Source organism: Paenibacillus sp. FSL F4-0122 (assembly GCF_038002845.1).
In the GTDB taxonomy this organism is placed as follows: Bacteria; Bacillota; Bacilli; order Paenibacillales; family Paenibacillaceae; genus Paenibacillus_AQ; species Paenibacillus_AQ odorifer.
The window spans coordinates 1,521,969-1,545,903 of the sequence record NZ_JBBODI010000001.1 but is presented as its reverse complement, the minus strand read 5'-3'; the positions used below and the strand labels follow the sequence as shown (position 1 = coordinate 1,545,903).

The 23,935-nt window shown below is 44.7% G+C and carries 22 protein-coding genes and 1 pseudogene; 16 read left to right on the top strand and 7 right to left on the bottom strand.

All coding sequences use genetic code 11. The features are described from left to right. The first annotated feature begins 11 nt into the window (after positions 1–11). Positions 12–1,274 carry a threonine ammonia-lyase IlvA gene (gene ilvA, locus MHH49_RS06525; RefSeq protein WP_036680889.1) on the top strand — a complete coding sequence of 421 codons (1,263 nt, stop codon included), beginning with the start codon at positions 12–14 and terminating at the stop codon, positions 1,272–1,274. An 84-nt stretch (positions 1,275–1,358) separates the two neighbouring features. Here ilvA and MHH49_RS06520 read toward each other — a convergent pair whose 3' ends face one another. Then, positions 1,359–2,297 carry a hypothetical protein gene (locus tag MHH49_RS06520; RefSeq protein WP_341138044.1) on the bottom strand — a complete coding sequence of 313 codons (939 nt, stop codon included), beginning with the start codon at positions 2,295–2,297 and terminating at the stop codon, positions 1,359–1,361. Between the two features lie 50 nt (positions 2,298–2,347). Beyond that, complete coding sequence (locus MHH49_RS06515; RefSeq protein WP_076100613.1) at positions 2,348–3,010, bottom strand: DUF1129 family protein; 663 nt, start codon at positions 3,008–3,010, stop codon at positions 2,348–2,350. Positions 3,011–3,193: 183 nt separating this feature from the next. Here MHH49_RS06515 and MHH49_RS06510 point away from each other — a divergent pair, with 183 nt between their 5' ends. The 9 genes from MHH49_RS06510 (at position 3,194) to corA (ending at position 11,960) form a co-directional block, all read left to right on the top strand. Then, complete coding sequence (locus tag MHH49_RS06510; protein WP_036680885.1) at positions 3,194–3,394, top strand: hypothetical protein; 201 nt, start codon at positions 3,194–3,196, stop codon at positions 3,392–3,394. Positions 3,395–3,830: 436 nt separating this feature from the next. Beyond that, positions 3,831–3,965, top strand: coding sequence for a hypothetical protein (locus tag MHH49_RS06505; RefSeq protein ID WP_341138043.1), 135 nt, complete (start codon positions 3,831–3,833; stop codon positions 3,963–3,965). Positions 3,966–4,241: 276 nt separating this feature from the next. Further along, a complete protein-coding gene (locus MHH49_RS06500) occupies positions 4,242–5,072 on the top strand; it encodes an alpha/beta hydrolase family protein (protein WP_036686864.1) in 831 nt (276 codons plus the stop codon). An 85-nt stretch (positions 5,073–5,157) separates the two neighbouring features. After that, entirely contained in the window at positions 5,158–5,934 is a 777-nt protein-coding gene (locus MHH49_RS06495; RefSeq protein WP_076148059.1) for a DODA-type extradiol aromatic ring-opening family dioxygenase, read from the top strand. A gap of 203 nt (positions 5,935–6,137) precedes the next feature. Continuing rightward, positions 6,138–7,235, top strand: coding sequence for a DUF3048 domain-containing protein (locus MHH49_RS06490; protein ID WP_036686869.1), 1,098 nt, complete (start codon positions 6,138–6,140; stop codon positions 7,233–7,235). 202 nt (positions 7,236–7,437) lie between these two features. Next, positions 7,438–8,055, top strand: coding sequence for a DUF47 domain-containing protein (locus tag MHH49_RS06485; RefSeq protein WP_036686871.1), 618 nt, complete (start codon positions 7,438–7,440; stop codon positions 8,053–8,055). A 13-nt stretch (positions 8,056–8,068) separates the two neighbouring features. Continuing rightward, positions 8,069–9,061, top strand: a complete 993-nt coding sequence (locus MHH49_RS06480) for an inorganic phosphate transporter (RefSeq protein WP_036686873.1) — start codon at positions 8,069–8,071, stop codon at positions 9,059–9,061. Positions 9,062–9,142: 81 nt separating this feature from the next. Further along, positions 9,143–9,730, top strand: coding sequence for a hypothetical protein (locus MHH49_RS06475; RefSeq protein ID WP_341138042.1), 588 nt, complete (start codon positions 9,143–9,145; stop codon positions 9,728–9,730). Between the two features lie 1,270 nt (positions 9,731–11,000). Further along, positions 11,001–11,960 (top strand): magnesium/cobalt transporter CorA, encoded by a 960-nt coding sequence (gene corA / locus MHH49_RS06470; protein WP_076136897.1) that lies wholly within the window; start codon positions 11,001–11,003, stop codon positions 11,958–11,960. An 82-nt stretch (positions 11,961–12,042) separates the two neighbouring features. Here corA and MHH49_RS06465 read toward each other — a convergent pair whose 3' ends face one another. After that, positions 12,043–12,603 (bottom strand): hypothetical protein, encoded by a 561-nt coding sequence (locus tag MHH49_RS06465; RefSeq protein ID WP_038568686.1) that lies wholly within the window; start codon positions 12,601–12,603, stop codon positions 12,043–12,045. Between the two features lie 429 nt (positions 12,604–13,032). On the opposite strand from MHH49_RS06465, the gene MHH49_RS06460 reads away from it, so the two are divergent. The 6 genes and pseudogenes from MHH49_RS06460 to MHH49_RS06435 form a co-directional block, all read left to right on the top strand. Beyond that, on the top strand, positions 13,033–13,323 hold the full coding sequence (locus MHH49_RS06460; RefSeq protein WP_019913624.1) for a YerC/YecD family TrpR-related protein: 291 nt from the start codon (positions 13,033–13,035) through the stop codon (positions 13,321–13,323). 3 nt (positions 13,324–13,326) lie between these two features. Continuing rightward, a complete protein-coding gene (locus MHH49_RS06455) occupies positions 13,327–14,097 on the top strand; it encodes a sirohydrochlorin chelatase (RefSeq protein WP_339824010.1) in 771 nt (256 codons plus the stop codon). A gap of 230 nt (positions 14,098–14,327) precedes the next feature. Next, the gene (locus tag MHH49_RS06450) at positions 14,328–15,218 is read left to right on the top strand and encodes a diacylglycerol kinase (RefSeq protein ID WP_036680719.1); all 891 of its coding nucleotides are present in this window, start codon (positions 14,328–14,330) and stop codon (positions 15,216–15,218) included. A gap of 63 nt (positions 15,219–15,281) precedes the next feature. Next, positions 15,282–16,832: a 23S rRNA (uracil(1939)-C(5))-methyltransferase RlmD gene (gene rlmD, locus MHH49_RS06445; protein ID WP_341138041.1), complete on the top strand. Its 1,551-nt coding sequence runs from the start codon at positions 15,282–15,284 to the stop codon at positions 16,830–16,832. A gap of 420 nt (positions 16,833–17,252) precedes the next feature. Continuing rightward, positions 17,253–18,221: a phosphotransferase enzyme family protein gene (locus tag MHH49_RS06440; RefSeq protein ID WP_076207560.1), complete on the top strand. Its 969-nt coding sequence runs from the start codon at positions 17,253–17,255 to the stop codon at positions 18,219–18,221. 140 nt (positions 18,222–18,361) lie between these two features. Next, a pseudogene (locus MHH49_RS06435) lies at positions 18,362–18,611 on the top strand (GNAT family N-acetyltransferase); the annotation flags it as partial. A 106-nt stretch (positions 18,612–18,717) separates the two neighbouring features. Here the strand turns inward: MHH49_RS06435 and MHH49_RS06430 are convergent. The 4 genes from MHH49_RS06430 to MHH49_RS06415 all read right to left on the bottom strand — a co-directional run bounded on the left by MHH49_RS06430 (position 18,718) and on the right by MHH49_RS06415 (position 23,714). Further along, positions 18,718–20,373 (bottom strand): M56 family metallopeptidase, encoded by a 1,656-nt coding sequence (locus MHH49_RS06430; RefSeq protein ID WP_341138040.1) that lies wholly within the window; start codon positions 20,371–20,373, stop codon positions 18,718–18,720. A gap of 165 nt (positions 20,374–20,538) precedes the next feature. Beyond that, the gene (locus MHH49_RS06425; RefSeq protein WP_341138039.1) at positions 20,539–21,138 is read right to left on the bottom strand and encodes a DUF1129 family protein; all 600 of its coding nucleotides are present in this window, start codon (positions 21,136–21,138) and stop codon (positions 20,539–20,541) included. Next, positions 21,132–21,464 carry a helix-turn-helix transcriptional regulator gene (locus tag MHH49_RS06420; RefSeq protein WP_081388308.1) on the bottom strand — a complete coding sequence of 111 codons (333 nt, stop codon included), beginning with the start codon at positions 21,462–21,464 and terminating at the stop codon, positions 21,132–21,134. The genes MHH49_RS06425 and MHH49_RS06420 overlap by 7 nt, the downstream gene beginning before the upstream one ends. Positions 21,465–21,923: 459 nt before the next feature. Then, positions 21,924–23,714: a flavocytochrome c gene (locus MHH49_RS06415; protein WP_341138038.1), complete on the bottom strand. Its 1,791-nt coding sequence runs from the start codon at positions 23,712–23,714 to the stop codon at positions 21,924–21,926. Positions 23,715–23,935 lie beyond the last annotated feature (221 nt).

The following is a 23,935-nucleotide window of genomic DNA, read 5'->3' as shown; positions in this document are numbered from 1 at the left end:
GCGAGAGGGTTATGAGAGAAGAGGAAGACCGAATCGTAGGAATGGAAGATATTGTGCGGGCTCATCACGTACTGCGTGAAGTCATAATCCGGACACCTCTACAACGTGATGCTGTGCTGTCAGCCAAGTATGATTGTGATGTGTATTTGAAGCGCGAGGATTTGCAGATTGTACGTTCTTTCAAAATCCGCGGAGCTTATAATATGATTCGTAGTTTGTCAGCAGAAGATAGAGCAAAAGGGATTGTCTGTGCGAGTGCGGGCAACCATGCACAAGGCGTAGCCTATTCCTGTAAGGCGCTTGGAATTAAAGGCAAGGTCTATATGCCAAGCACTACGCCTAACCAGAAGGTTAAGCAGGTGCGTCGGTTCGGCGGTGAGTTTGTTGAAGTCATTCTGAAAGGCGATACCTTTGATGACGCTTATGATGAAGCACTGCAAGCTTGTATAGATCATGGGATGACGCTGATCCATCCCTTTGATGAGCCACGAATCATTGCGGGCAACGGCACCATTGCGATGGAAGTGATGGAGAGTCTGGACAACCCTGCAGATTTTATGTTCGTAACCATTGGTGGAGGCGGCCTAGCAGCGGGTATAGCCACCTATGTGAAGACAGTTAGTCCTTCTACCAAGTTGATTGGTGTGGAGCCACTCGGAGCAGCTTCTATGACGGAAGCTATCAAGCTTGGAGAAGTGGTGACTCTTAATGAAATTAATAAATTCGTGGACGGAGCGGCTGTAAAACGTGTTGGCGGCCTGACATATGATATTTGCTCCCGTCATCTGGATGACATCGTGATGGTGCCTGAAGGCAAAGCTTGTACCACGATTCTGGAATTATATAACGAGAATGCCATAGTGGTTGAGCCAGCAGGTTCGCTGCCTATCGCAGCGCTTGATCAATATCGTGACCAAATCCGCGGCAAAACAGTTGTCTGTATCATAAGCGGCGGCAACAACGATATTGACCGGATGCAGGAGATCAAGGAGCGTTCATTGATTTACGAAGGCTTAAAACACTATTTCATGGTGAACTTCCCGCAACGGGCAGGTGCGCTGCGTGAGTTCTTGGGCGAAATCCTTGGACCTCACGATGATATTACCCGTTTCGAGTATATTAAGAAGCATGATAAAGAAAATGGTCCCGCGCTTGTTGGCATTGAATTATTGTCAACGGATGCCTACGAACCTCTCATCGAACGGATGCAGCAGAAGGGCGTCGATTATGTAGAGATCAATAAGGATTCTAATCTCTTTAACATCCTTATTTAATTCGCATCCACTTCATAATCACGTTAATGAACATAACAAGCCCGTCCCTATTCATTTCAGGGACGGGCTTTTGTGATTTCTTTATTAGATAGGTAACGAAGTCTTACGATATTGCTCGACCTCATCGGTCAATTTGTAGCTATTGTCTTTCATTAATTTCATGAAGCTATCCAGCTTTTGTAGAAATGGGCTGCTGTCATTATTTTTGGTCAGAATACTGGAGTAAGCCTTTTGCGCCTCCAAATCCATTTCCAGATTGTCATAATGGAAGAGAGGAGTGTTATTCTGGCCGTAAAACGTATTATTCACATACATAGTGTACAAGGCTTTTACAGCAGAAATTCGGTTTGACTTCGGATGATTTTGAATGAATTGCTCTTGAGATAAAGCTCTGGCTGCAACCTCAGTCCAGGCGATAACTAGCCCGTTGTCCTTGGAAGAGGGCAGGTCCGATTCGGTTGCCATAATGGTAATATAAGCGCTGATATCATTGGTAACGTATAGCTTGTACTTGCGGTAAGCCCCATAATCGATCACCGGGAAAAAAGTACCCTCTGCTGTTTCTAGCTTATATCCGCTTTCGCTGGCACTTTTAAGCAGTGTACGCAGCTGGAGATCATCAGTAATAGCGGCAAGAGACGACATGCTGGCGCCTGCTTTATAAATGGCGGTGAGCTTCCGCTGGACAGTGCTGGTACTGAATTTACTTTCCCAGGCTTGCAGCGCAGCTTTATGCAGATTCTCAAGCTTCAGGGTCATCATTGTTGCACGATATGACCCTACCGCATACATATTGGAGTTCAAATATTTTATGGCTTCGGGTAACTTGTCAGAGGTAGATAACAGCGGTAATGCAGCTTTATAGACAGCCTCTGCATGATTATTGCTAGCTGCTTGAGGAATTGCCTTAGCGCCTTCCCCAGGAGGGCTGGTAGCACCTTCGGCGTGAATAGCACTGGGCAATATGCCTAGCCCTAAGGCTATAGCTAGAACGGAGTAGAGAATATGATGCTTCTTAATCATGGAAGTTTCCCCCTATCTATCGGATGGAATAAAGTTTTCAGCCTAGGTATTTATTTTTTGAAAAATATAAATTTCAGTCCCAACCCCCCAATGATGCACAGAATTAAGCTTACCCACGGGGATATTGTAATGACCGGAAATAACCGATCGAGGAACATGCCGATAAATACAGCAGCTACTGCGATGCCAATATAGATTCCAAGGCTTTTTATATCAAAAGGCTTGGCACTGGGTGCATCGCTTTCCGACAAGGAAGACATCCATTTCATAATCAGTTCAATTAAGATAATGGAGCCTACTCCCACAGCGAACAGGGTGAAAAGGCTGATCTGTCCGAACATTCCAGGTGAATCGTCAGTCCATTGGAAGAAGAGTCCACCGATTGCCAATATCCCAAAAAGACAGGTCAGAGCTGCGCAGGGAATCATCAAGTAATAGTTCCATTTACTGCGCACCGGGCGCCCGGGAACACTGTCTATGATTTCTTTAAAATAATCGTGCGGATTCTCGCCGAATACTTGCTTGGCATTTTTCCCTTTACGTTGTTCCTTCAACAGCAGCTTGGCCGCATCCAGCAAAAGTTCTTCTCCGCGCAGGGTGTCAATTCGACTGGCCCGCATTGCAAGGATCATATCTTCTAAATAGGAGCGATTGAAGGGCGTCAACTGCTCACGCAGGGCGTTATTTTCCTTAATCATATCTTTCACTTTCATAATTTGGATGTAAACCTCCAGTGTTGTTAATCGGTATAGTCTTTAACCTAGAGTATACGTTTGCATGACAGGTCTACGCAAGGACAACCATTTCTATGGCGATATGCATAATCCTTTTAGAAGAGTGAACACTGATAATGTTGTTGCTTGATCAATATAGCATTGGGAAAGGTTGGGAGCTTTATGGAACATGAGAACAAGAAAGAACAGGGAAGATCCATGGGCAACGGTTTCGAGCCTACGCCCAATAATTCAATGGGGGATTGGGGCGGCTCCGATGGATTCAGCATGTGGGATTCCGCGGAAGATGCTCCCGAGGGCTTGCTTAAGGATTGGGAAGGCAGCCATGAAACCCATGAGATGTTTAACGACAGCTACGATTGATTAACAACCCTGGCCATTCATCTCGAAAAAACAACAGAGCAGCGATCCTCCGATACTGGGGATCGCTGCTCTGTGTTTTTTGGTGGGGTTCTCAAACCCAAACCCAAGCACCCCCGGAACCCCGGAACCCCGGAACCCCGGAACCCCGGAACCCCAGACCCCCGGTTGTCGTAGCATCTACCATCTATCGGACTCAGATGACCTTATTAGCCAAATTATCACCTTTTCAGCACAGTTTCGGACTCCAGTGACGCTATTGCTCGAAAAGAAGCTCGTATTTGCTGTTTTACAGGGTGATAGCGACTATGGGGTCCGATAGAATTCAAAAAGTGTGCTAAATCTGCGAATAGGGTCTTCTGAGTCCGCTGGAGCTACTGAGTCCGCTGGAGCTGCTGAGCCGAAGGAGCCGTCGAGTCCGAAGGAGCCGCTGAGTCCAATGAAGCTATTTAGTCCGAAGGAGCTGCTGAGTCCAATGAAGCTATTTAGTCCGAAGGAGCTGCTGAGTCCGATGAAGCTACTGAGTTCGATGGAGCCACTGAGTCCGAAGGAGCTACTGAATCGCGATTATTAACTAATCCAACAAAGGTTGGCGTTTATAGGTTTAAGAGGTAGGTTCCAATCCACTCGACGTGGGTGTACCAGAGCATCCTCATGACTTACAGGACACCCTGTTTGTCGTGCAGACTCTAATGCCCAATACTCCCGGCAGATTATTAAGAATTGTCCCTTGCTGTTGACAATATGAACGAAATCTTTATAATTAGATTATAATTCATACTAAGTTAATCGGAATTCTAATAAATTAAAATAAATTAAATTATAAATATAATTATAGGAGGATGCGGCAATGGAACGGAATATTGTAATCCGGCATAACGGAGAAGAATTGACGGCGAGCATACATTACCCGAACAAAGAGAAGGGAACCTCTTCGCGTTGCAAGGATAGACTGCCATTAGCCGTGATCTGCCACGGATTTGTGGGGAATCGGATTGGTGTAGACCGGATTTTTGTGAAGGCGGCTCGTGAGCTGGCACAAGAGGGATATATGGTTATTCGTTTTGATTATGCGGGCTGCGGCGAGAGCAGCGGGAATTATGGCGGTGAAGACATGGAATCGATGATCGCTCAGACTAGAGCAGTGCTGGATTACGGAATTAGCTCTGCTGATGTGGACCCACAGCGGGTGACGCTGATTGGCCATAGCCTCGGTGGCGCGGTGGCGCTGCTGACAAGTATTCGCGATCGCCGCGTGAAGAATCTCGTGTTATGGGCCTCTGTGGGTTATCCTTTCAATGATATTGTGAAAATTGTAGGGCGGGAGGCGTATGATCGCGCTGTGAAGAATGGATCAGCCGATTATGTGGGCTACTCGTTTACGCCGGTATATTTTAATTCTTTGGCGGCATTTCAGCCCTTTCAAGAAGCGAGCAAATTTAGCGGCGATGTACTCGTTATCCATGGCACCTCTGATGATGTCATTCCGGTGGATTACGCTTTTCTTTACCAGAAACTGTTCTGGACACGTCCCGAAGGACGTTGCGATAAAGAGATCATTTTTCAAGGGGATCACACCTTTTCTTCTGGACCGGCACAGCAGCAGCTGCTTAAGCGGACTATAGAATGGATGAATGAACAAGAGCATCTGCAGACAGAGTGGCAGAATTGGATGATTTAGGAGAAGGTTTTTATTCGCATTAACTTGCAATAAGCGGTAAAATAAAGATGCACACCATATACTGGGTTATGGAGGTTGGCATCCTATGAAATTACCGTCATTTTTTATTGCGCACGGTTCTCCGCTCCTCGCACTGGAGGATAACGAGTATACCCGTTTTCTGGAGCGGCTTGGTCAAGAACTTGAAGCGCCACGCGGTATAGTAGTTTTCTCAGCGCACTGGGATAGCCCTGAACAGCTACTTACCGTTGATGAACTGCACGAGACACAGCATGACTTCTACGGATTCCCTGAAGAAGTTTACACGCTGACCTATCCGGCCCCGGGCGATCCGGCCCTAACAAGACGGATTTCTGAGCTCTTCAAGGATAACAATCTTTCACATCAGCCCGTTCTGGGGCGAGGACTCGATCATGGAGTCTGGGTGATACTGAAAAAAATGTTCCCGAACGCCGACATTCCGGTAGTTGCTTTATCCGTCGATTCCCTGCGCTCTCCCAAGGAGCAATACAATATCGGGCGGATGTTAGCGCCGCTTCGTGACGAAGGCATACTGCTGATTGGAAGCGGTGGACTTGTTCACAATTTGCGGATGCTAAGTGAAAGTGAGCAGCCTGAGGATTGGGCACTTGAATTCGATGCCTGGATTGCCAAGGGACTAGAAGCCTGGGATTTGCCTTCACTTTTTGCGTATGAGAAAAAAGCTCCAAATGTACGCGATGCGGTTCCTTCTTATGGAAGAGAGCATTTTGCACCTCTCTTTTACGCGATGGGAACAGCGGATGGCAGCAGGAAGGCAGAGCGTATTTTTCAGGCTTATCAGTATGGGACATTAAGTCTGAATTGCTGGAAGCTAGACTAACTGAATGAATAAGAGACCCGCAGGGTGCAGCCGCAATGGCTGTACCCTTTTTTTAATATAAGAATTTATCTATTCCATGCTATAAAATTTCCTTATGCTTGCTATGAAAAAGGGAGTAGGTAATCAAGACAAATGGGACTGACTGTGATTAAATGGAAGGAATCAGTGAGTTTCATAAAACGTTTAGGAGGAACTACAAGCTTATGAAAGTAAATTGCTCTTCTTCCCGTCTGTTATCTGCCATTGTATTGACCACCCTATTGCTCTCCGCTTGCGGAACACAGAGTGCAAATAATGAGATCACCCCGACACAGCAGCCTACCGCAGAGCCCACGCCTATCGAAACGATTCAACCCTCACCTACTATTGATCCCGCTGCTGAGCTCGTATCCGGATTAACAGGTCTTCCAGTTTCTGAAGACAGTCTTCCACGTCCCTTGGCCGTAATGATAAATAATGCTCCTGCCGCCCGGCCGCAATCGGGGGTTAGTGAAGCAGATATTTTGTATGAGATTCTTGCCGAAGGTGGCATTACGCGTTTGATTGGTATTTTTCAGAGCCATACAGGTGTGGTGAAAATCGGACCGATTCGCAGCATCCGCCCCTATCTGCTGGATATTGGCGAGAGCTACGGTGGTGTGACGGTGCATGCCGGAGGAAGTCCGGCGGCTTATGCCATTTTGCAAAAAGAGAAAAAAGAAGATATGGACGAGATCGGCCGTGCCGGAGCTTATTTTTGGCGGGATAAAGCGCGAAAAGCACCACATAACCTGTACAGCAACGCAGCCAAACTGCGGGAAGGTGCCGAGAAGCTTGGGTTTGCGCAAAGTGTGAAGGTGCCCGGGTATCTTTTTAATAATCCAGATTACATACCGGCGGACGGAGAGAAAGCCGCTGAATTTAGCATAAACTATCTGCTCAAAAGTTATAAAGTTGACTATAAATATGATCCTAAACGTCAGACCTATCAGCGTTATGTGAATGACAAACCTCATTTGGATCTAAATAACGATAATCCGGTGGAAGCGGCCAATGTTATGGTTATAGGAGCGGATCATAAAGTGCTTGATGATGTCGGAAGACTTCAGATTGATGTTGAGCTTGGCGGGGAAGCGTTGCTTTTTCAGCGGGGACAGGTCACCCAAGGCAGATGGTCGCGTGAACCAGGGGATGTGATCCGCTTTGTGAGGGATGGAAAAGAAGAGCTGATGTATCCAGGAATTACCCATATTTTGGTGGTCCCTAATGCGCCTTCATTTAGCAGTCATGTGGTATATGGCGGGGCGGATGGTACAACATAAGAAAGTCGGAATATCCAGTGTTATACAGATTTGTGTTCGGAATAATGGGTATGTGTTAATAGAGTGTAAAAAAGTTCATTTCTATAGCTTCTATACCTTGTACGGATATGATAAGATAACAAGGGTTGTCATTCATTTTCATGCTTTTTACATATGAATGGCTCTGTATTCACGGTAATTTTATGTAAAGGGGTTTAAAACAATGAAGTTGAGAAAAAAGGACATATTCTTTGAGACGCTGGAAAATATGGCCGATACTATTGTCCAAGCTGCAGATTATTTTGCTCAGAATATCACTGATCTCCGGAATAATGTTGATAATTTCGCTGCAGAGATGAAAAAGTACGAATCCCAATGTGATACTTACACTCACACCGTTATCAAAGAATTGAACAAGACGTTTATTACGCCGCTTGAACGTGACGACATTATGGACTTGATCACAAGCATGGATGATGTCATCGATGGTCTGGAGGCATCCGCCTCACGTTTCTATATGTACAACCTTCTTGACCCGGATGAATACATTGTACAATTCGCCGAAATCCTTCGTCAGTGTGCTTATGAAATCCAAAAAGCAGTTCATTTGCTCTCCCAGAAGAAATTGTTGGCGATCCGTGAATATACAATCCGTCTGAATGACCTTGAGAATCAAGGGGACGAAGTGCTGCGTATTTGTACTAAGGTCCTGTTCGAAACTGTAAAAGACCCGATTGAGCTGATTAAACGCAAGGAACTGTATGAGCGGCTCGAGACCACTACAGACAAATGTGAAGATGTAGCCAACATGTTGGAATCGATCATCATGCGCAACTCATAAGGGGTACTAGAATATGGAAACATCTATATGGATTCTTGGAATTGTTATATTTCTCGCGCTTGCGTTTGACTTTATCAATGGATTCCATGATACGGCCAACGCAATTGCTACCTCTGTCTCAACACGTGCCTTAAAACCGCGAACAGCAATTATTATGGCAGCACTGATGAACTTTGTTGGGGCCTTGATGTTTACAGGTGTGGCCAAAAAAATCGGCGGAAGTATCACCGACCCGACCTTGCTTGAAAATGGGTTGGATATCATAATCGCCACGCTGATTGCTTCGATTATTTGGAATTTGATTACTTGGTGGCTCGGGATTCCATCCTCATCGTCTCATGCACTGATCGGCGCTTTAGCGGGTGCAGTATACGTGGGAGCAGGCTCAGCACACATCAATTGGGGCGGGTTTGTGGAAATTGTCGAAGGACTGATTTTCTCCCCAATCATTGCGTTTGTTATCGGTTATATTATAATGACCATCCTGAAATGGATCTTTGCTAAGCGTAGTCCACATACGGTCAACAAGGGTTTCCGCTCTATGCAGGTCCTTACGGCAGCGTTACAGTCGTTCACACATGGTACAAATGATGCGCAAAAAGCGATGGGGATCATTACTTTTGCACTCGTTACCTCAGGACGTCAAGAAACTATGGATGTTATCCCTTTGTGGGTTAAGATAGCTGCAGCTACGGCTATGGCGCTCGGTACCTCCATCGGTGGTTGGAAGATTATTAAGACTATGGGTACGAAGATTTTCAAAATCGAACCTATTAACGGTTTCGCGGCTGATATTTCCGCGGCATCTGTTATTTTCTCAGCAACGCTGCTGCATTTGCCAGTAAGCTCAACGCATGCGATCACATCAGCGATCCTCGGGGTTGGCTCTGCCAAACGTTTCTCTGCAGTGAAATGGGGAGTAGCCGGACGTATTGTGGTCACTTGGTTCATCACGATTCCAATCAGTGCGGTATTAGCAGGTCTGATTTTCAAAATCATTTTTTAAACACCCTTTAATAAAGATGTCAGTTAGCCATTGGGCTGCGGACATCTTTTTTTGTTGTTTGGACATGAGGATGAGTGAAGAATGTACGGTATAAATCCCGTAGAAATGGCGGAGTTTGGCGTTGGAGGGGGAATGTACGGTATAAATCCCGTAGAAGTGACGAAGTTTGGCGTTGGAGGGGGAATGTACGGTATAAATCCCGTAGAAATGGCGGAGTTTGGCGATAGAGGGGGAATGTACGGTATAAATCCCGCAGAAATGATGGAGTTTGGCGATGGAGGGGGAATGTACGGTATAAATCCCGCAGAAATGACGGAGTTTGGCGTTGGAGGGGGAATGTACGGTATAAATCCCGTAGAAATGACGGAGTTTGGCGTTGGAGGGGGAATGTACGGTATAAATCCCGCAGAAATGATGGAGTTTGGCGTCGGACGGGGAATGTACGGTATAAATCCCGTAGAAATGACGGAGTTTGGCGTCGGAGGGGGAATGTACGGTATAAATCCCGTAGAAATGATGGAGTTTGGCGATGGAGGGGGAATGTACGGTATAAATCCCGCTGAATTTACGAAATTCGAGGGTGGTGACAAAAAGAAGAGCATAACTGCCCTAGAATTGGAGACACTTCGTCGAAGAAGCAGAAAGAAAGGCATAAATGCCTTAGAATGACGGCACCTGACTTGTATGAAGGTGGACCAGCCTAACTAAACACATTTCAAGGGAACCCAACGCACCTTAATCCAGCCCATCGTAACGTAACCTTGCACAAGCTAACTCAGCCCAGTCCAACTTACCTCATTTCAGCAGAATCCAGCGCACCGAAGTCCAGCCCTGCATAAAGTAACCTAGCCAAAGTTAACTCAGTATAGTCCCACGTAACACATTTCAAGGGAACCCAACGCACCTTAATCCAGCCCATCGTAACGTAACCTTGCACAAGCTAACTCAGCCCAGTCCAACTTACCTCATTTCAGCAGAATCCAGCGCACCGAAGTCCAGCCCTGCACAAAGTAACCTAGCCAAAGTTAACTCAGTATAGTCCCACGTAACACATTTCAGGGGAACCCAGCGCACCTTAATCCAGTCCATCGTAAAGTAACCTAGATCCAACTAACTAAACGCAGCCCAACTTACCTCATTTCAGCAGAATCCAGCGCACCGAAGTCCAGCCCTGTACAAAGTAACCTAGCCAAAGTTAACTCAGCATAGTCCCACGTAACACATTTCAAGGAAACCCAGCGCACCTTAATCCAGTCCATCGCAAAGTAACCTAGTACAAACTAACCCAACCCAACCCAACCCAACCCAACCCAACCCAACCCAACCCAACCCAACCCAACCCAACCCAACCCAACCCAACCCAACCCAACCCAACCCAACCCTATTCTCTTTCTCCCTGCTTTTCTGCCGTCCATGAGCATCGCTATATTCACAGTATCCTGCCCGGAACTTTACATGTACGATGCAAGGATTGCATCCCAATCCCACAAATCACTACCAGCCCAAAGTAAAACATATGTTACTTACGGTAAATGAACGCGAGGCGATGAACTCAAACTTTTGCGAAATCAAGGTCAGTTTTGCTTACGATCGAAGGATTGTTTACCATTCCTAATTAGCCCTTTTCACCAACTAATTAGTAAAAATAGCGATAGTAATTCACAGCTATGAATTTGTCTCACTCATATACCTGATACCGACAGCAGAGAATAAGGAAGGCTTGCTCCCAGCGCAACCAAATGTGCCGGAGGTTGACCGTCTATCCATATCTCCGAATCCAACCAAGCACAAATGAATCGAGCATTAACGAACGACGAAGCACCAAATGTTTCTTAGTCTAGCTTGAGCGGTGCTGCTGGCTATGTTTTTTGCTTTTTGGAAGACTTGTCTTCTTGCTGTACAATAGAGGCGTGGAAGAAGATGAAGCGGAGGAACATTTATGATACGTACACTTGTTGTCACACATAAAGGTGAGGTGCTGACAGAGATCCCTCTGCAAAATATCCGGCTGGAGGATTATGCTTGGATATGGGCAGATTTTGCTACGCCTACGCCAGAAGAAACGCTTTTGCTGGATCAATATTTTCATTTTCACCCCTTGGCGATAGAGGACTGTATGCATGTATTGCAGCGGCCGAAGCTGGATCATTACGAGAATGTGCAGTTTTTTGTGCTGCATGCGCTGAATGAGAGGACGTTGGATGCTGAGGAGGTTGACCTATTTTTAAGCGCGAACTTTCTTGTCTCCTATCACCATCAGGAAAAAGCAGAGATGAATGAAGCGTGGGAACAAGTGAAAAGCGAAATACATAGTCGAAAAGGCTGGTCGGGTGGGCCGATGGCAGCTGCGTATACGGTGATGGACAAGCTGGTGGATAAATATTTTCCATGTCTCTACAGTTTAGAGGACGAGCTTGCGGATCTGGAAAGCAGCGGCAGCAGTGAGTCGGTGGAGGAATTGATGAGCCAGGTGTTTGGCGTGCGCGGAAGACTCCTCAAAATGCGGCGGACGATTGTGCCGATGCGCGACTTGATGTACCGGATCGTGAATTCACAGCATGTCCAGAGCAATGGCGAGGAACGGATTTATTTTGGCGACATTTATGACCATCTGCTAAAACTCTCCGATATGATTGAGGCTGATCGGGAAATGACAGCGGATTTGCGTGACAGCTACATTTCACTCAATTCCAACCGGATGAATTCGATTATGAAAACACTAACGGTAATCACCACCGTATTCATGCCGCTGACGCTTATCGCCGGGATCTACGGGATGAACTTTGTGAAGATGCCTGAACTAGAGTGGAAGTATGGTTATTTTGGTGTGCTGCTGTTTATGCTGGTGGTTGGTTTTGGGATGTTCCGATGGTTCCGACGGAGTGGCTGGTTTAAGTGAAAATAGAGCAGAAGCGCCAACAGCAAATCTCTTTCCCGCGAGAATTGCTGTTTTTCTGATACATAGCTAGAAAACGTCACCGCTATTTGCGGCGACGTTTTCCGGTGGAAGAAGTAGAGCGCCGGCGAGTAGTTGTAGTAGATTTGCGACGGGGTGAGGTGGAACGCTTTTTTTTGCGGCGATTAGGACTGTACAGGGCAGCATCCTCTTCGGCGGCTAGTGCGCCTGCTGCGCCTTTGTTTTTACCGAAGCTACCCATGAACAGCTTAACCATTGGAGCCATCTGCTGGAAGCCGGACATCACCTTTTGTACTTTACCCATAGAGTTTACGATCCCGTCAATGCCGCCCATACGATCGATGATGCCTTTGATTTGCTCCATATTCCCACCAATTCCGCCACCGCCGCCTAAGCCGCTGAGCAGTCCGGCAAGCCCGCCGCTTGCCTTTGTTGCAGCTTCAGCTGCAGGGAGCGCTAGCGCAGTTTCGGTGGCAGCTTCTGCTCCTAAAGCAGGAAGGATTCCGGTCTCACCTGGGAGAGCTGAGGGCGCATATGAGCTGAGGCCAGGATAGGCAGAGGCATTATACGAATCGCTCAGTGAACGCTGATTCCGGCGGGAATGATTATAGTAATGATCAGGCATAATATCACATTCCTTTGTTAGTGGTCTGCTATACTGTATGTCATGGGCGAACATACGGTATAGACGAATGCCCGGGTAATAGGGATAGGAGCGGAAAAGGGCGTATGCCTATAAACAGGTTAAAGTAGTGAAGAAACCGTGTACGAGCTTGATTTTCGGCGCTTTTGTAGTACTATAGTGTAGGCGATAATTCTTATGTAGAGAAAAATACTTGTATTGGGGTACATAAATGGTGTGCGCGTGGGGTGGACGTTTGTCCATCATTTTCGTTCTTTACAGCGTGAAATCGTTAATGCTTGAAAAATGCGCTCCAGTGCAATATAGTAAAGGCAGGATAGTGACATTAGGTTGATGTTTCCGGAGCTAGTTTTGTACGGAGCTTAATCAGAGAAACTAATGCTGATAGAACTTTTAGGGGATGAAAAATTGATGCAACTTAAGAAGTTAAATGATAAAAGTATAGACCAATTATTTGAAGCCATTTTAACATTAAAGAATATGGAAGAATGTTATGTTTTCTTTGATGATTTGTGCACCGTGAACGAGATTCAATCGCTGTCGCAACGACTGGAAGTAGCACGTATGCTCGGCAAAGGCTCGACCTACAATCAGATCGAAGCAGAGACAGGAGCAAGTACAGCTACTATTTCTCGTGTAAAACGTTGCCTGAACTACGGAAATGATGGTTATAAATTAACGCTGGAACGTTTGGGACGCTAATTTATGGTACCGGGCGTACTTATTATCAGTCACGGCTCCCGCGACGAGGTTTGGGTGTCGATTGTGGAAGAGGCCGTAAGCGAATTATCGCTAGATGAAGAGATGCCAGTGGTGGTCTCTTTTTTAGAGCTGGTAGAGGGCCGTCTGATTCAAGATGGAATAAATGAACTGGAACATGCAGGGGTCACAGATATAATTGTGATCCCATTGTTCGTTTCCTCGGGAAGCACACATGTCGATGAAATAGAATATGCACTAGGGGCTAAACCTGCACCTGAACGTGAGACCGATTTAGAGCCGTTCCACGTGAAGGCTAAGGTTCACTATGGTTATCCTGTCGACGATGACCCGGACATCGCTGTGATGATCTGGGACAAGCTCCGTAAGCTGTCTACGGAACCGGAACGTGAGACAATTCTGCTAGTGGGTCATGGCAGCATCTATGAGGGCTTCCGCCAGCGTTGGCAGCAGGGCATCTCTTCACTGGCAGGACGTGTACGTGAGGTGAGTGGTGTAGCGGGGGCCGATTATGGTCTGCTGAATCCGGACAGTGTAAGAAGCAAAGTGGAGTATTGGCAGGAGCAGGGTCACGAGGTATTGGTGGCGCCGCTTTTTTTGAGTGAAGGTTATTTCACTAAACATGTGGTTCCGAACAGACTTAAAGGGTTAGCCTATAAGTATTCTGGCCAGACGCTTTTGCCGCACCCGCTACTTCCGCATTGGATTGAGAGACAGGTAGAGACACTCCTCGAACAGATTCGAAAAAAGAGTTAAAAAGCTTCCTTTTTAGCCCACTTAATCATGAAAAATAGTGCCCATTTCCGTGGATAATACGGGATTTGCTGCATAGACATATATATAGTTATTTTTGCCTAATAAGGTGTCGTGAATTGTTGTATAATGGAATATTTACGATAAATGTCCTCTGACATTGATTGTAGTGGTCCGAATTAGGTATAATCAATTAGGTTATTCTATTATAAAAAACAGGTGGCGTTCCGGTAATGAAAACTGCGAGATTGATTTATAATCCCACTTCTGGACGGGAAGAAATGAAGAAGCGGCTCGCCGACATTTTGGACCGGCTGGATACGGGTGGTATTGAAGCCTCCTGCCATGCAACGACCGGAGAAGGCGATGCTATGTTAGCTGCTGCGGATGCAGTAGAGCGCGGTTATGATCTAATCATAGCAGCCGGTGGGGATGGCACTTTAAATGAGGTTATCAATGGTATGGCGGAGAAACCTAATCTCCCCCCGCTTGGCGTATTGCCACTTGGGACTACCAATGATTTTGCACGTGCGATGGGGATCCCGAAGAATTGGGAAGATTCCGTTGATTTGATCCTTCGTCAAGAGTCGCGTCCGATTGATATCGGTAAAGCCAATGATCGTTATTTCATTAATATAGCAGGCGGTGGCAGTCTAACCGAACTGACCTATGAAGTTCCAAGTAAGCTGAAGACCATGATAGGGCAGCTTGCGTACTATTTAAAAGGTATTGAAAAAATGGTCAGCCTATCTCCTCAGGAACTAATCATTCGTGCCAATGGGCAGGAGGTTATTCATGATGAGTTCATGCTGTTCCTGATTGCAAATACGAATTCTGTCGGTGGCTTTGAAAAGCTTGCTCCCGGCGCTCGAATCGATGACGGTCTGTTAGATGTTATTGCGGTTAAAAAATGCAACCTGGCAGAGTTTGTCCGTTTGGTTAGATTGGCCCTTCGTGGCGAGCATTTGCAGGATAAAAAGGTTGTGTATTTCCGTACGGATGCAATGGATGTAATCTCTCCAGGGCATGTCCAATTGAACTTGGATGGAGAACTTGGCGGAGAGCTGCCGGGTCGTTTTCGGATTTTGCCGCAGCATCTGCGGATTTTTGCTCAGAATAATTAGGGTTGTTTGAAAGTAAGAGTGGGATTATACAGCGATGATAATGAAAGAAGTGAACAATAAATAATGAGTAAACACCGCAGTGGACGCAGCACCAGCCGCCCAGCCGGCAAGGCGCCTGTCGCCGGACTGCCTGTGAATAAAAATGATGAGGTTATGCTCGATATTATCGGCATGACCCATGAAGGTGAAGGGGTAGGCCGCGTAGAAGGCTTTACCCTTTTTGTGCAGGGAGCCCTTCCCGGAGAGAAAGTCCGGGCAAAGGTGCTCAAGACCAAAAAGCAGTATGGCTACGCCAAGCTGCTTAATATAGTAGAAGCGAGCAGCGCCCGCATCGCGGCGCCTTGCGAGATCTATGACCAATGCGGCGGCTGCCAGCTGCAGCATATGGACTACACTGCTCAGCTGGCGTGGAAACGGCAGCTGGTGGTGGACAACCTGGAGCGGATTGGGAAGCTTCGGGTGGCTGGTGGCGGGAACAGCGGAAAGAGCAAAGAGAATGAAGCTGTTGAGAGTCAGATAGATTGTGCTAACGATGGTGGCATCGTGGATGGTACGACTGATGGCGCTGGAGTAGCTCAGACAGATGGCATTCTTGTCCGCCCTACACTCGGCATGGACGAGCCTTGGCGTTACCGCAACAAGGCTCAGGTACCAATTGGTGTAACCGAAGGTGGCCTTGTAGGCGGGTTTTACGCACGGGGAAGTCACCGCATCATCGATATGGAAACCTGCTTGATCCAGCACGAAGATAATGATGACGTTGTGCGCAAGGTGAAAGACATCGGCAGAGAACTTGGCATCTCTGCTTATAGTGAAGAAACCGGTCGTGGCCTGCTGCGCCATGTCGTCGTGAAGAAAGCTTTCCGCACAGGTGAAATGATGGTCGTCCTCGTAACCAACGGCCGCGACATCCCACACCTGGACGCCTGGCTCGGCAGCATCCGCGAACAGCTGCGGGATGTAGTCAGCATCTGCCAGAACGTCAACACTCAGCGCACGAATGTCATCTTCGGTGGCGAAACCCGCGTCCTGTGGGGCAGAGATGTCATCTATGACTACATCGGCGATGTACAGTTCGCTATCTCAGCGCGTTCGTTCTATCAAGTGAACCCGGCACAGACTGAGGTGTTGTACGGTAAAACCGTTGAATATGCCGGACTGACTGGCAATGAAACGGTTATTGATGCCTATTGCGGGATCGGTACGATCTCCCTCTTCCTGGCGCAGCATGCGGCTAAGGTATACGGTGTCGAAATTGTACCGGAAGCTATTGAGGATGCCCGGGCGAATGCGAAGTTGAATGAGATGAAGAATGTAGTGTTCGAGGTTGGTGCCTCTGAAGATGTCATTCCGAATTGGAAAGAGCAAGGGATTACGGCGGATGTTATCGTGGTCGATCCACCGCGTAAGGGTTGCGATCCGCGGTTGTTAGAGACGATTCTGGCTATGAAGCCGGAGCGTGTGGTGTATGTGTCGTGTAATCCATCGACATTAGCAAGGGACTTGCGGGTGCTCGAAGATGGCGGGTACAAGACAGTGGAGGTAACTCCGGTGGATATGTTCCCGCATACGGTGCATGTGGAGTCGGTGGCAGTGTTGGTCAGGAAAGACTAATAGTTGAGGTGTATTGGTAGATATAGCAAAGGGTGGGGAGAAATCCCTACTCTTTTTTATTTATATATGAAAATGTGGCAGGGGAGCATCGATCCGTAAGCCTAACTCAAACCGCCATATTAAAAAACAAACCCATGTTGATGCGTCAGCATATAACATAAAATCAATAAGACAGGAGTGCTTGTCAGTACATTTAATGCAGGATGGATGCACCGCTGGAGAAATCACTTAAAGTAATTTTTTACCATACAGCGGTTATATTTTATGATAACCTATTGGTGGAAGTTATTTCTTACCGAAAATGATGGAAGGGGTGACGTGTTTTGATAAGGAAGGATAATCAAAATTGTATGTTTATGAGAGGGCTTGCCTCTTAATGGAGTTTAGTCCTCTCATAAATAACGGGAGGAAAACATCGAAATGATGAAGTTAAGTAACATGGTTAGAGGTTTAGCTTCAGATGCCGTTGCAAAAAGTCTTATTCAAAATTGGGAGCATGACGAAGGTACATTAACATTCTGGCGTGCCAGTTCCAACTTCGTATATGCTTTCGAGAATAAGCAGGAGAAATATTTTTTGCGGTTCAGCTATGATCAAGAAAGTTCTATCGAACAAATTACAGCAGAGCTTGAATTCATGGAATATTTGAAATCTAATGATTACCCTTGTGTTTCTCCTATTCTTTCAGTAAACGGAAAGTATATTGAAACAGTACTGAAGTCAGAAGGAACATATTTTGCAGTTGTGTTTAGTTCAGCCCATGGCAACACATTGGATGAGAACATAACCGAGGTGCAGTGCGAGGACTGGGGACGGTCACTTGCTTCTTTGCATCAATTATCGAAGGTGTACGAGCCTGTTAGTACGAAGCGATTCAATTGGCAGGATATACTATGGAAGATTGATGTTATGTTACAAGCCTACCCAGATGAAAAAGAAGCAATTGAGGAACTTGATATACTTACTGAACGGCTTCAATCATTCCCTATTTCAAACACCAATTATGGAATAATCCATTATGATTTTCAACTGGACAACATATTTTATGAAGAGAATAATCGTGTGTTCAGTGTTATTGATTTTGATGATGCTGTTTATAGTTGGTACGCTCTCGACATTGTAACTGCACTTGATGATTTTCTTGGAGATGATATGAATTTGGTTCACTCTCAAGTGAAATCGTTTCTTAAAGGTTACAGTTCAGTATTTCCGCTGAACAATGAGGATATTAACCAGTTTTCGTATTTTCAAAGGCTAATGAAGTTATATAGGTTCTCGAAATTGTTATGGTCGTTGGAAGGCTCCGAGGTCGTAGATGCACCCAAGTGGCTTGATGATGTAAAGTTAAAGTTCGCTCGTGTTAGAGACGAATTGAGACGGGGATTTTAAGAGCAAGACTGAGTAAATAACAAACAAGATCCTCCAAGTGTAATGCAAGGTGGATCTTGTTTATTTTGGCTCTGTTAAACTATATTTCTCATTTTTTGAAGAATAGGTAGAATAGTGCAATAAAGGTTGGAGTGAAAACAATGCATGTGATGACGGATAGATTAATAATTCGAAGTTTTGAATGTAAGGATTGGCCTACAGTGCTTGAATATAATTCGAATATTAGTGTCATGAAATATATACCTGAAGGGGTTTTTGACGAAGAGACAGTCAAAGAATTTATAAAGAAGCCAGAAATTTCCTTGTCGTATTAAAGGATAATGGAAGGTTATTTGTCATATTGTTTTTCATGAATACTTTGGTGAGCATACATATGAAATTGAATGGGTACTCAGGATTTCCTCGTTGCTTACGTCTAGCATGGCGAATTTCGTTAACTCCGCCTTGAATTTCGATATGGGTCATTCGAGGCATTGTCCATTGTGTAGAACATTGATCACTTTGTAAATGATTCCTTAAATCGGTCCATCCACCAACGTCTACGAATTTCTTTTCCCCATTTATGACCATAAACTCTTAATGTGTATACTCGCCAGTACATAGGTGGGTGATCCATCATTTGAAATCCCAAGAACCTTAAGAACCTAGGTGACCTTGCAAGAGAGGACTTTATTTCTTTCAGTTCATTTTTCTTCATACTATACTCTGCTGTTTTCTTCATCGCTTCATCTTGGGATGTAGCAAGAGTCGCTAAGCTATTAGCCATTTGCAGCGTTCCTCCATCAAGAAATGAAGCGCCTAAATGATCTGCCCTTACTTCCATCAATTGAGAACAAAATGATTGAAATAATGGAAATAGAATTATGAGTAACCAAACTAAAAAAAATAAAGGAATAGCAAAAGCTTCAACATCAGAAATTTGTTTGAAGATAAATAAAAGTGCAACAACCACAATTAACATTAATAGAACTCTATACAGTTGCCCAAACAGGATATCTCTCTTCTTTACATGAACGGCTTCGTGGGCTAATATCCCTTCAATAGCATCTATGGGCAATTTTAATGTAGCGGTTGTTAAAGTTACCATTGACCGTCCAATATTCATACCTGTTGCTAGTCCATTGTATTGTGCGGAATCAGTCTCATAAACTTTCACGTTTGGAATATTAGCTTTAGCAAATACCTTTTCAGCTACTGATATCACCTTAGGATCGGTTGCAAGTTTAGCATCCATGGCAACCTTTAGTACACGATCAGATATATATATATTAAATAACCAATAAATAATCGCTATACTAACCATCAACCACGCAGGAGTTCTAAAGTAATATAGGAGCAATATCATTCCAGTATAAGCGGATACCCCCTTTACTGTTATAGCAAAATAGAACTTGCCAAGAAGCCGTTTGATATTCCTTTTATGATAAAATGGCAGAATGTAAAGCTCATTTTCAATAGTGTTTTCAAATTTCGTTCCCGTTCCCAATTCAGTTTTCCACTTTTCTGTTTCTTTAATTGTCAGGTATATTGTTTCTCCTGGTAATTGAAGTCGTAATACTTTGTTAAAGCTAGTTGTGAAGTCGGTATTTGATGTGAACAGGGTAAGATATGGATGAAGTTTTAACAGGTCTACTGTTGATTCGATAGTTATCTCCTGTATATCTTTGATTGAAAATTTTCTTGAGTCCAAGCGGGAAATGATATATAAGTTGCCTTGTTGTTTAGAAAAATACAGGCTAGTTGTAAAATAGATCACAAGACGTTTGGTCATTTCGGTAATAGCAATGAGCAGCCCGTATACAATAAAGTATTTTAATGGGCTATTTTCGGGTCCATATATCAAATATAAGGAGGCACCAGTAAATACAAGGATTGAAATTCCCAATTCCCCAAGCATCCGTTGATTATTTCGAATAATTCCTATTTCCTCGACTTCTAGTTGGATGACTTCTTCCTTTAACTCTCCAAACTTCCCCTGACCCGTCATTAAAAGAGACATCGATAAGTACCCAGCCGAAACAAACGCAAAATAAATGAAGCCTTCTGGAAAGCCCTGTTGATAGAAGATAAATCCAATTGCTAAAATAGCTCCGGTAATTTCACTTGCATAACCAAATTTACTACTCGATCTTCCAGTTAAGACGCCAACCATATAAATAATACAACCTAGTAATAGATATAACATAGTTTCAAAGATACTTGGGAACATATAGTTACCTACAATTCTAATTAATTTTCTCATTGATCTTAATGATTAACAGATGAGTGTGTTCTCGTTCTGACTAGCGAAGTAGCACTCTTTGCTTTATTGTGTCGGTCAACGTTTCTTTTTCACAAATGTACCAAATAACGAATAGAGAATGATAACAAGGCTGACCGTAGCGGTAATATAAGCAGCGCCATCATGAAGAACGAGATGTGGTCTAGCAGGCAGAATACGATCGGACACAAGAAAGAATCCAACATATACGAGTATAATGACCATTCCTAGTCCGTAAATCATCCAGAAGGATTTGTGCTTTGAGGAGAAAGAGCCAACACGAAGAATGGTAAATAAAACATAGGACAGGGCTAGTGAGAGTGCTAGATATACGATATTCTCGTATAGCGGAATCGTTAGTTCTCCGCTGAAACCGTTTAGAAAACGCCAAATAAGAAGCAAAGGGACCATAGGTGCAATTGTTTTTATTTGTTCCCATTTCGATGATTTGGGAAGCTCCTGAATGATCTCATTACAAAAGGACTTGGGATCTTGGCCAAATACTTGTTCGAATGATTTCCCCTCCCGCTGAGCCGTTAATAAATGATCTTCGAGTTCCATGAGGATCTCACTAGCGCTGGTATCCGATACGGCAGAGTTGCTCTGAATGTAGAATCTCATTTCGTTTAAGAGGGATTTGTTTTTTTCGTTCAGCATTTAGCACCATCCTCTTTTTTTATAATACTGTTTACCGCATTACTTAGTTCGTTCCAATTTCCACGGAATAATTGAAGCTGCTGTTCTCCTTTTAGGGTTAGGCGATAGTATTTGCGGTTAGGCCCCGATGCAGAGGGACGTAGTGTACTTGCTACAATATTTTCTTTCTCCAGACGAAGTAAGAGGGGATAGATGCTCCCTTCCTTTGCGAACACGAAGCCACTAAGAGCAAGCTTTTCCATAATTTCATATCCGTATGTTTCCTCTTCATCAATGATTGCAAGAAGACATCCCTCAAGCACCCCTCTAACCATTTGAGTGAACATGTGCATTCCTCCAATTGTAGCCTCTAGCTATATTGTTCAACAAGGTACTGAGTAAATAAATAGGTAGCTTGTATTGCAAGCTACCTATTAAATACTATCCAATTGTTACTTGTAATGCAAGTCAAGATATTATCATTTGAGGAATATGTTTTTTGGAAAGTTACTTTATTTCGTTAATAATAGAACATACTGTAGCAATTGACGAGCGTAGCCCCTAGGCTCCGCTATAAAAAAAATCGTGAAGATCTTCGTGGTCACACTTTTAGTCACAGTGCTTATTTTTTCATGACGATGACACGAATACATAAATAAACCGCCCTGTTCGCAATGTTGCTGACAGGGCGGTTTGCTATGTCATAGAGGGCAGCTTGAAAGTTAGCAGTCAACCGGCACTCTACAAGTTATCTTGCACGTTTTTAAGGCTAACTTATTAATAGAGCAGTTACACAAAAAATAAGATTACTCTGCTACAACTTGTTTGCCTGCAATCCGGCCGAATGTGAAGATATCAGCGATGGCATTACCGCCAAGACGGTTTGCACCATGAATGACCCCTGTTACTTCACCTGCAGCGAACAGCCCAGTGATGACCTCGCCTTTTTCATTCAATACGCGAGTCTTCTCGTCGATCACCAAGCCGCCCATTGTATGGTGAACGGAGGGTACAGCTTTTTCGATGTAGTAAGGGCCTTTTTCAAGAGATTTCAATCCACCGCGATGTTTGAAATCAAGGTCTTTACCTGTTTTCGCATAATCATTTACTTTATTAATCGTTTCTTTCAAAGTGTTCACGTCAATTTTGAAGAAATCAGCTGCCTCTTCAATCGTATCGGCTTTAAAGAGCAAGCCTTGTTTAACGAGTTGATCGTATTCGTCTTGATGAACTTCTATCGTTTTACCGATATCCTCAATGCCTTGATTCCATAATTGATACGTATATCCGCCCGTTTGGGCAAGAATTGCTTTAGAAATAACGTCACGACGTTCTAATTCCTCAACGAAGCGCTTGCCTTCTTGGTTAATCAGGATCGCACCATCGAAGCGGGAATCTGCAACCAGGGAAATAACACCTGTCTCAGGATTACAGATTGGATACGTTTGAATACTCTCCATGTTTGTTAGTTTGGCGCCAATCGTTTCTGCCATAACGATACCGTCACCTGTAGATCCTGGTGTATCGGTAGTCATATATTTTTCATCCATTGTAGGGTTATACTTCTTACGCATCTCTACATTGGATCCAAAACCACCGGTAGCGATGATGACGCCTTTGTTCGCATGGAATGTGATCTTGTCGCCAGTACCCGAAGTCGCAGTTACACCTGTTACTTTGCCGCTTTCGTCCTTCAGCAAGGTTTCGGCTTTCATATTCGTTTTGATCGTGATTTGATCAGTGTCTGTTTTGGCTTTTAACTTAGTAATCAATTCAACACCTGTATGACCTACAGGAATCAACGCACGTTTTCTGGAATGGCCTCCAAATTGGAACAGATGATCAGGTAAGAACTCTACCTTGATATCATCGCGCAGCCATTCGGCAGATGCTAGAGCATTGTCGGCAAGAATACGAACCATCTTTGGATCCCCGAGGTTGTCTCCGCCTTTCATCGTATCATCATAGAACAAGTCAGCCGTGTCATCTGTGATGCCAAGAGCACGTTCAACCCAGTTGTCCGGCGCATTCATCTCACCACCGGAGATCAATGTGTTGCCGCCAACAGCTGGCATTTTCTCGAGCAGAACTACATTAGCTCCAGCGCTCTTCGCTTCGATAGCCGCACTAAAGCCAGCACCCCCGGCACCGATGACGACAACATCATAGGTTTGCTCGACTTCTTCTTTGTCTTTGCTTCCACTGACTGCAGCGCCAGCGACAAGGGTAAGTCCAGACTTCGTAATTGCATCTTGAATGGCTTCGAGATATCCTTTGCTTGTAACTGTAGATCCGCTAATGGCATCAACTTTTGCGCTGTTAGTTGCCATGACATCTTGCTTGAGCTGCGTATAAACAGGTTCTGCAAGTACTTCATTTTCCTTATGCTCTGTCACTTTAATGTCAGTGATCTTGTTATCTAATAAGGAAACTTGTACTTTGATATCGCCATGTTTACCTTGCCCAACTCCTTCAAAGACTTGAACTCCGTTTGCATCTGCAGCGGGTGCTGCATCTTTACCGCCGCAGGCAGCAAGCGTGAACATAAGACTGAGGACTAGTAGAATAGATAACAGCTTTTTCGTGTGAGTTCGCATAATATCTCCTTCATTCTGTTGTGGATTGGTTACATACACTAGGGAGAGGAAGATTTGCTAGGCAAATCCTTTATCTCTAGCCTAGACATGAATGTTATTTCATGTGAAAATATGCACAAGACTTATTATAGATTTAGTACAGCATTATGTATTTGCACAGATTAGTGTTTTTTTGTCTTTTTCGGGCATGTAAGAAACGGATATTGTGAAGGGCTATGATT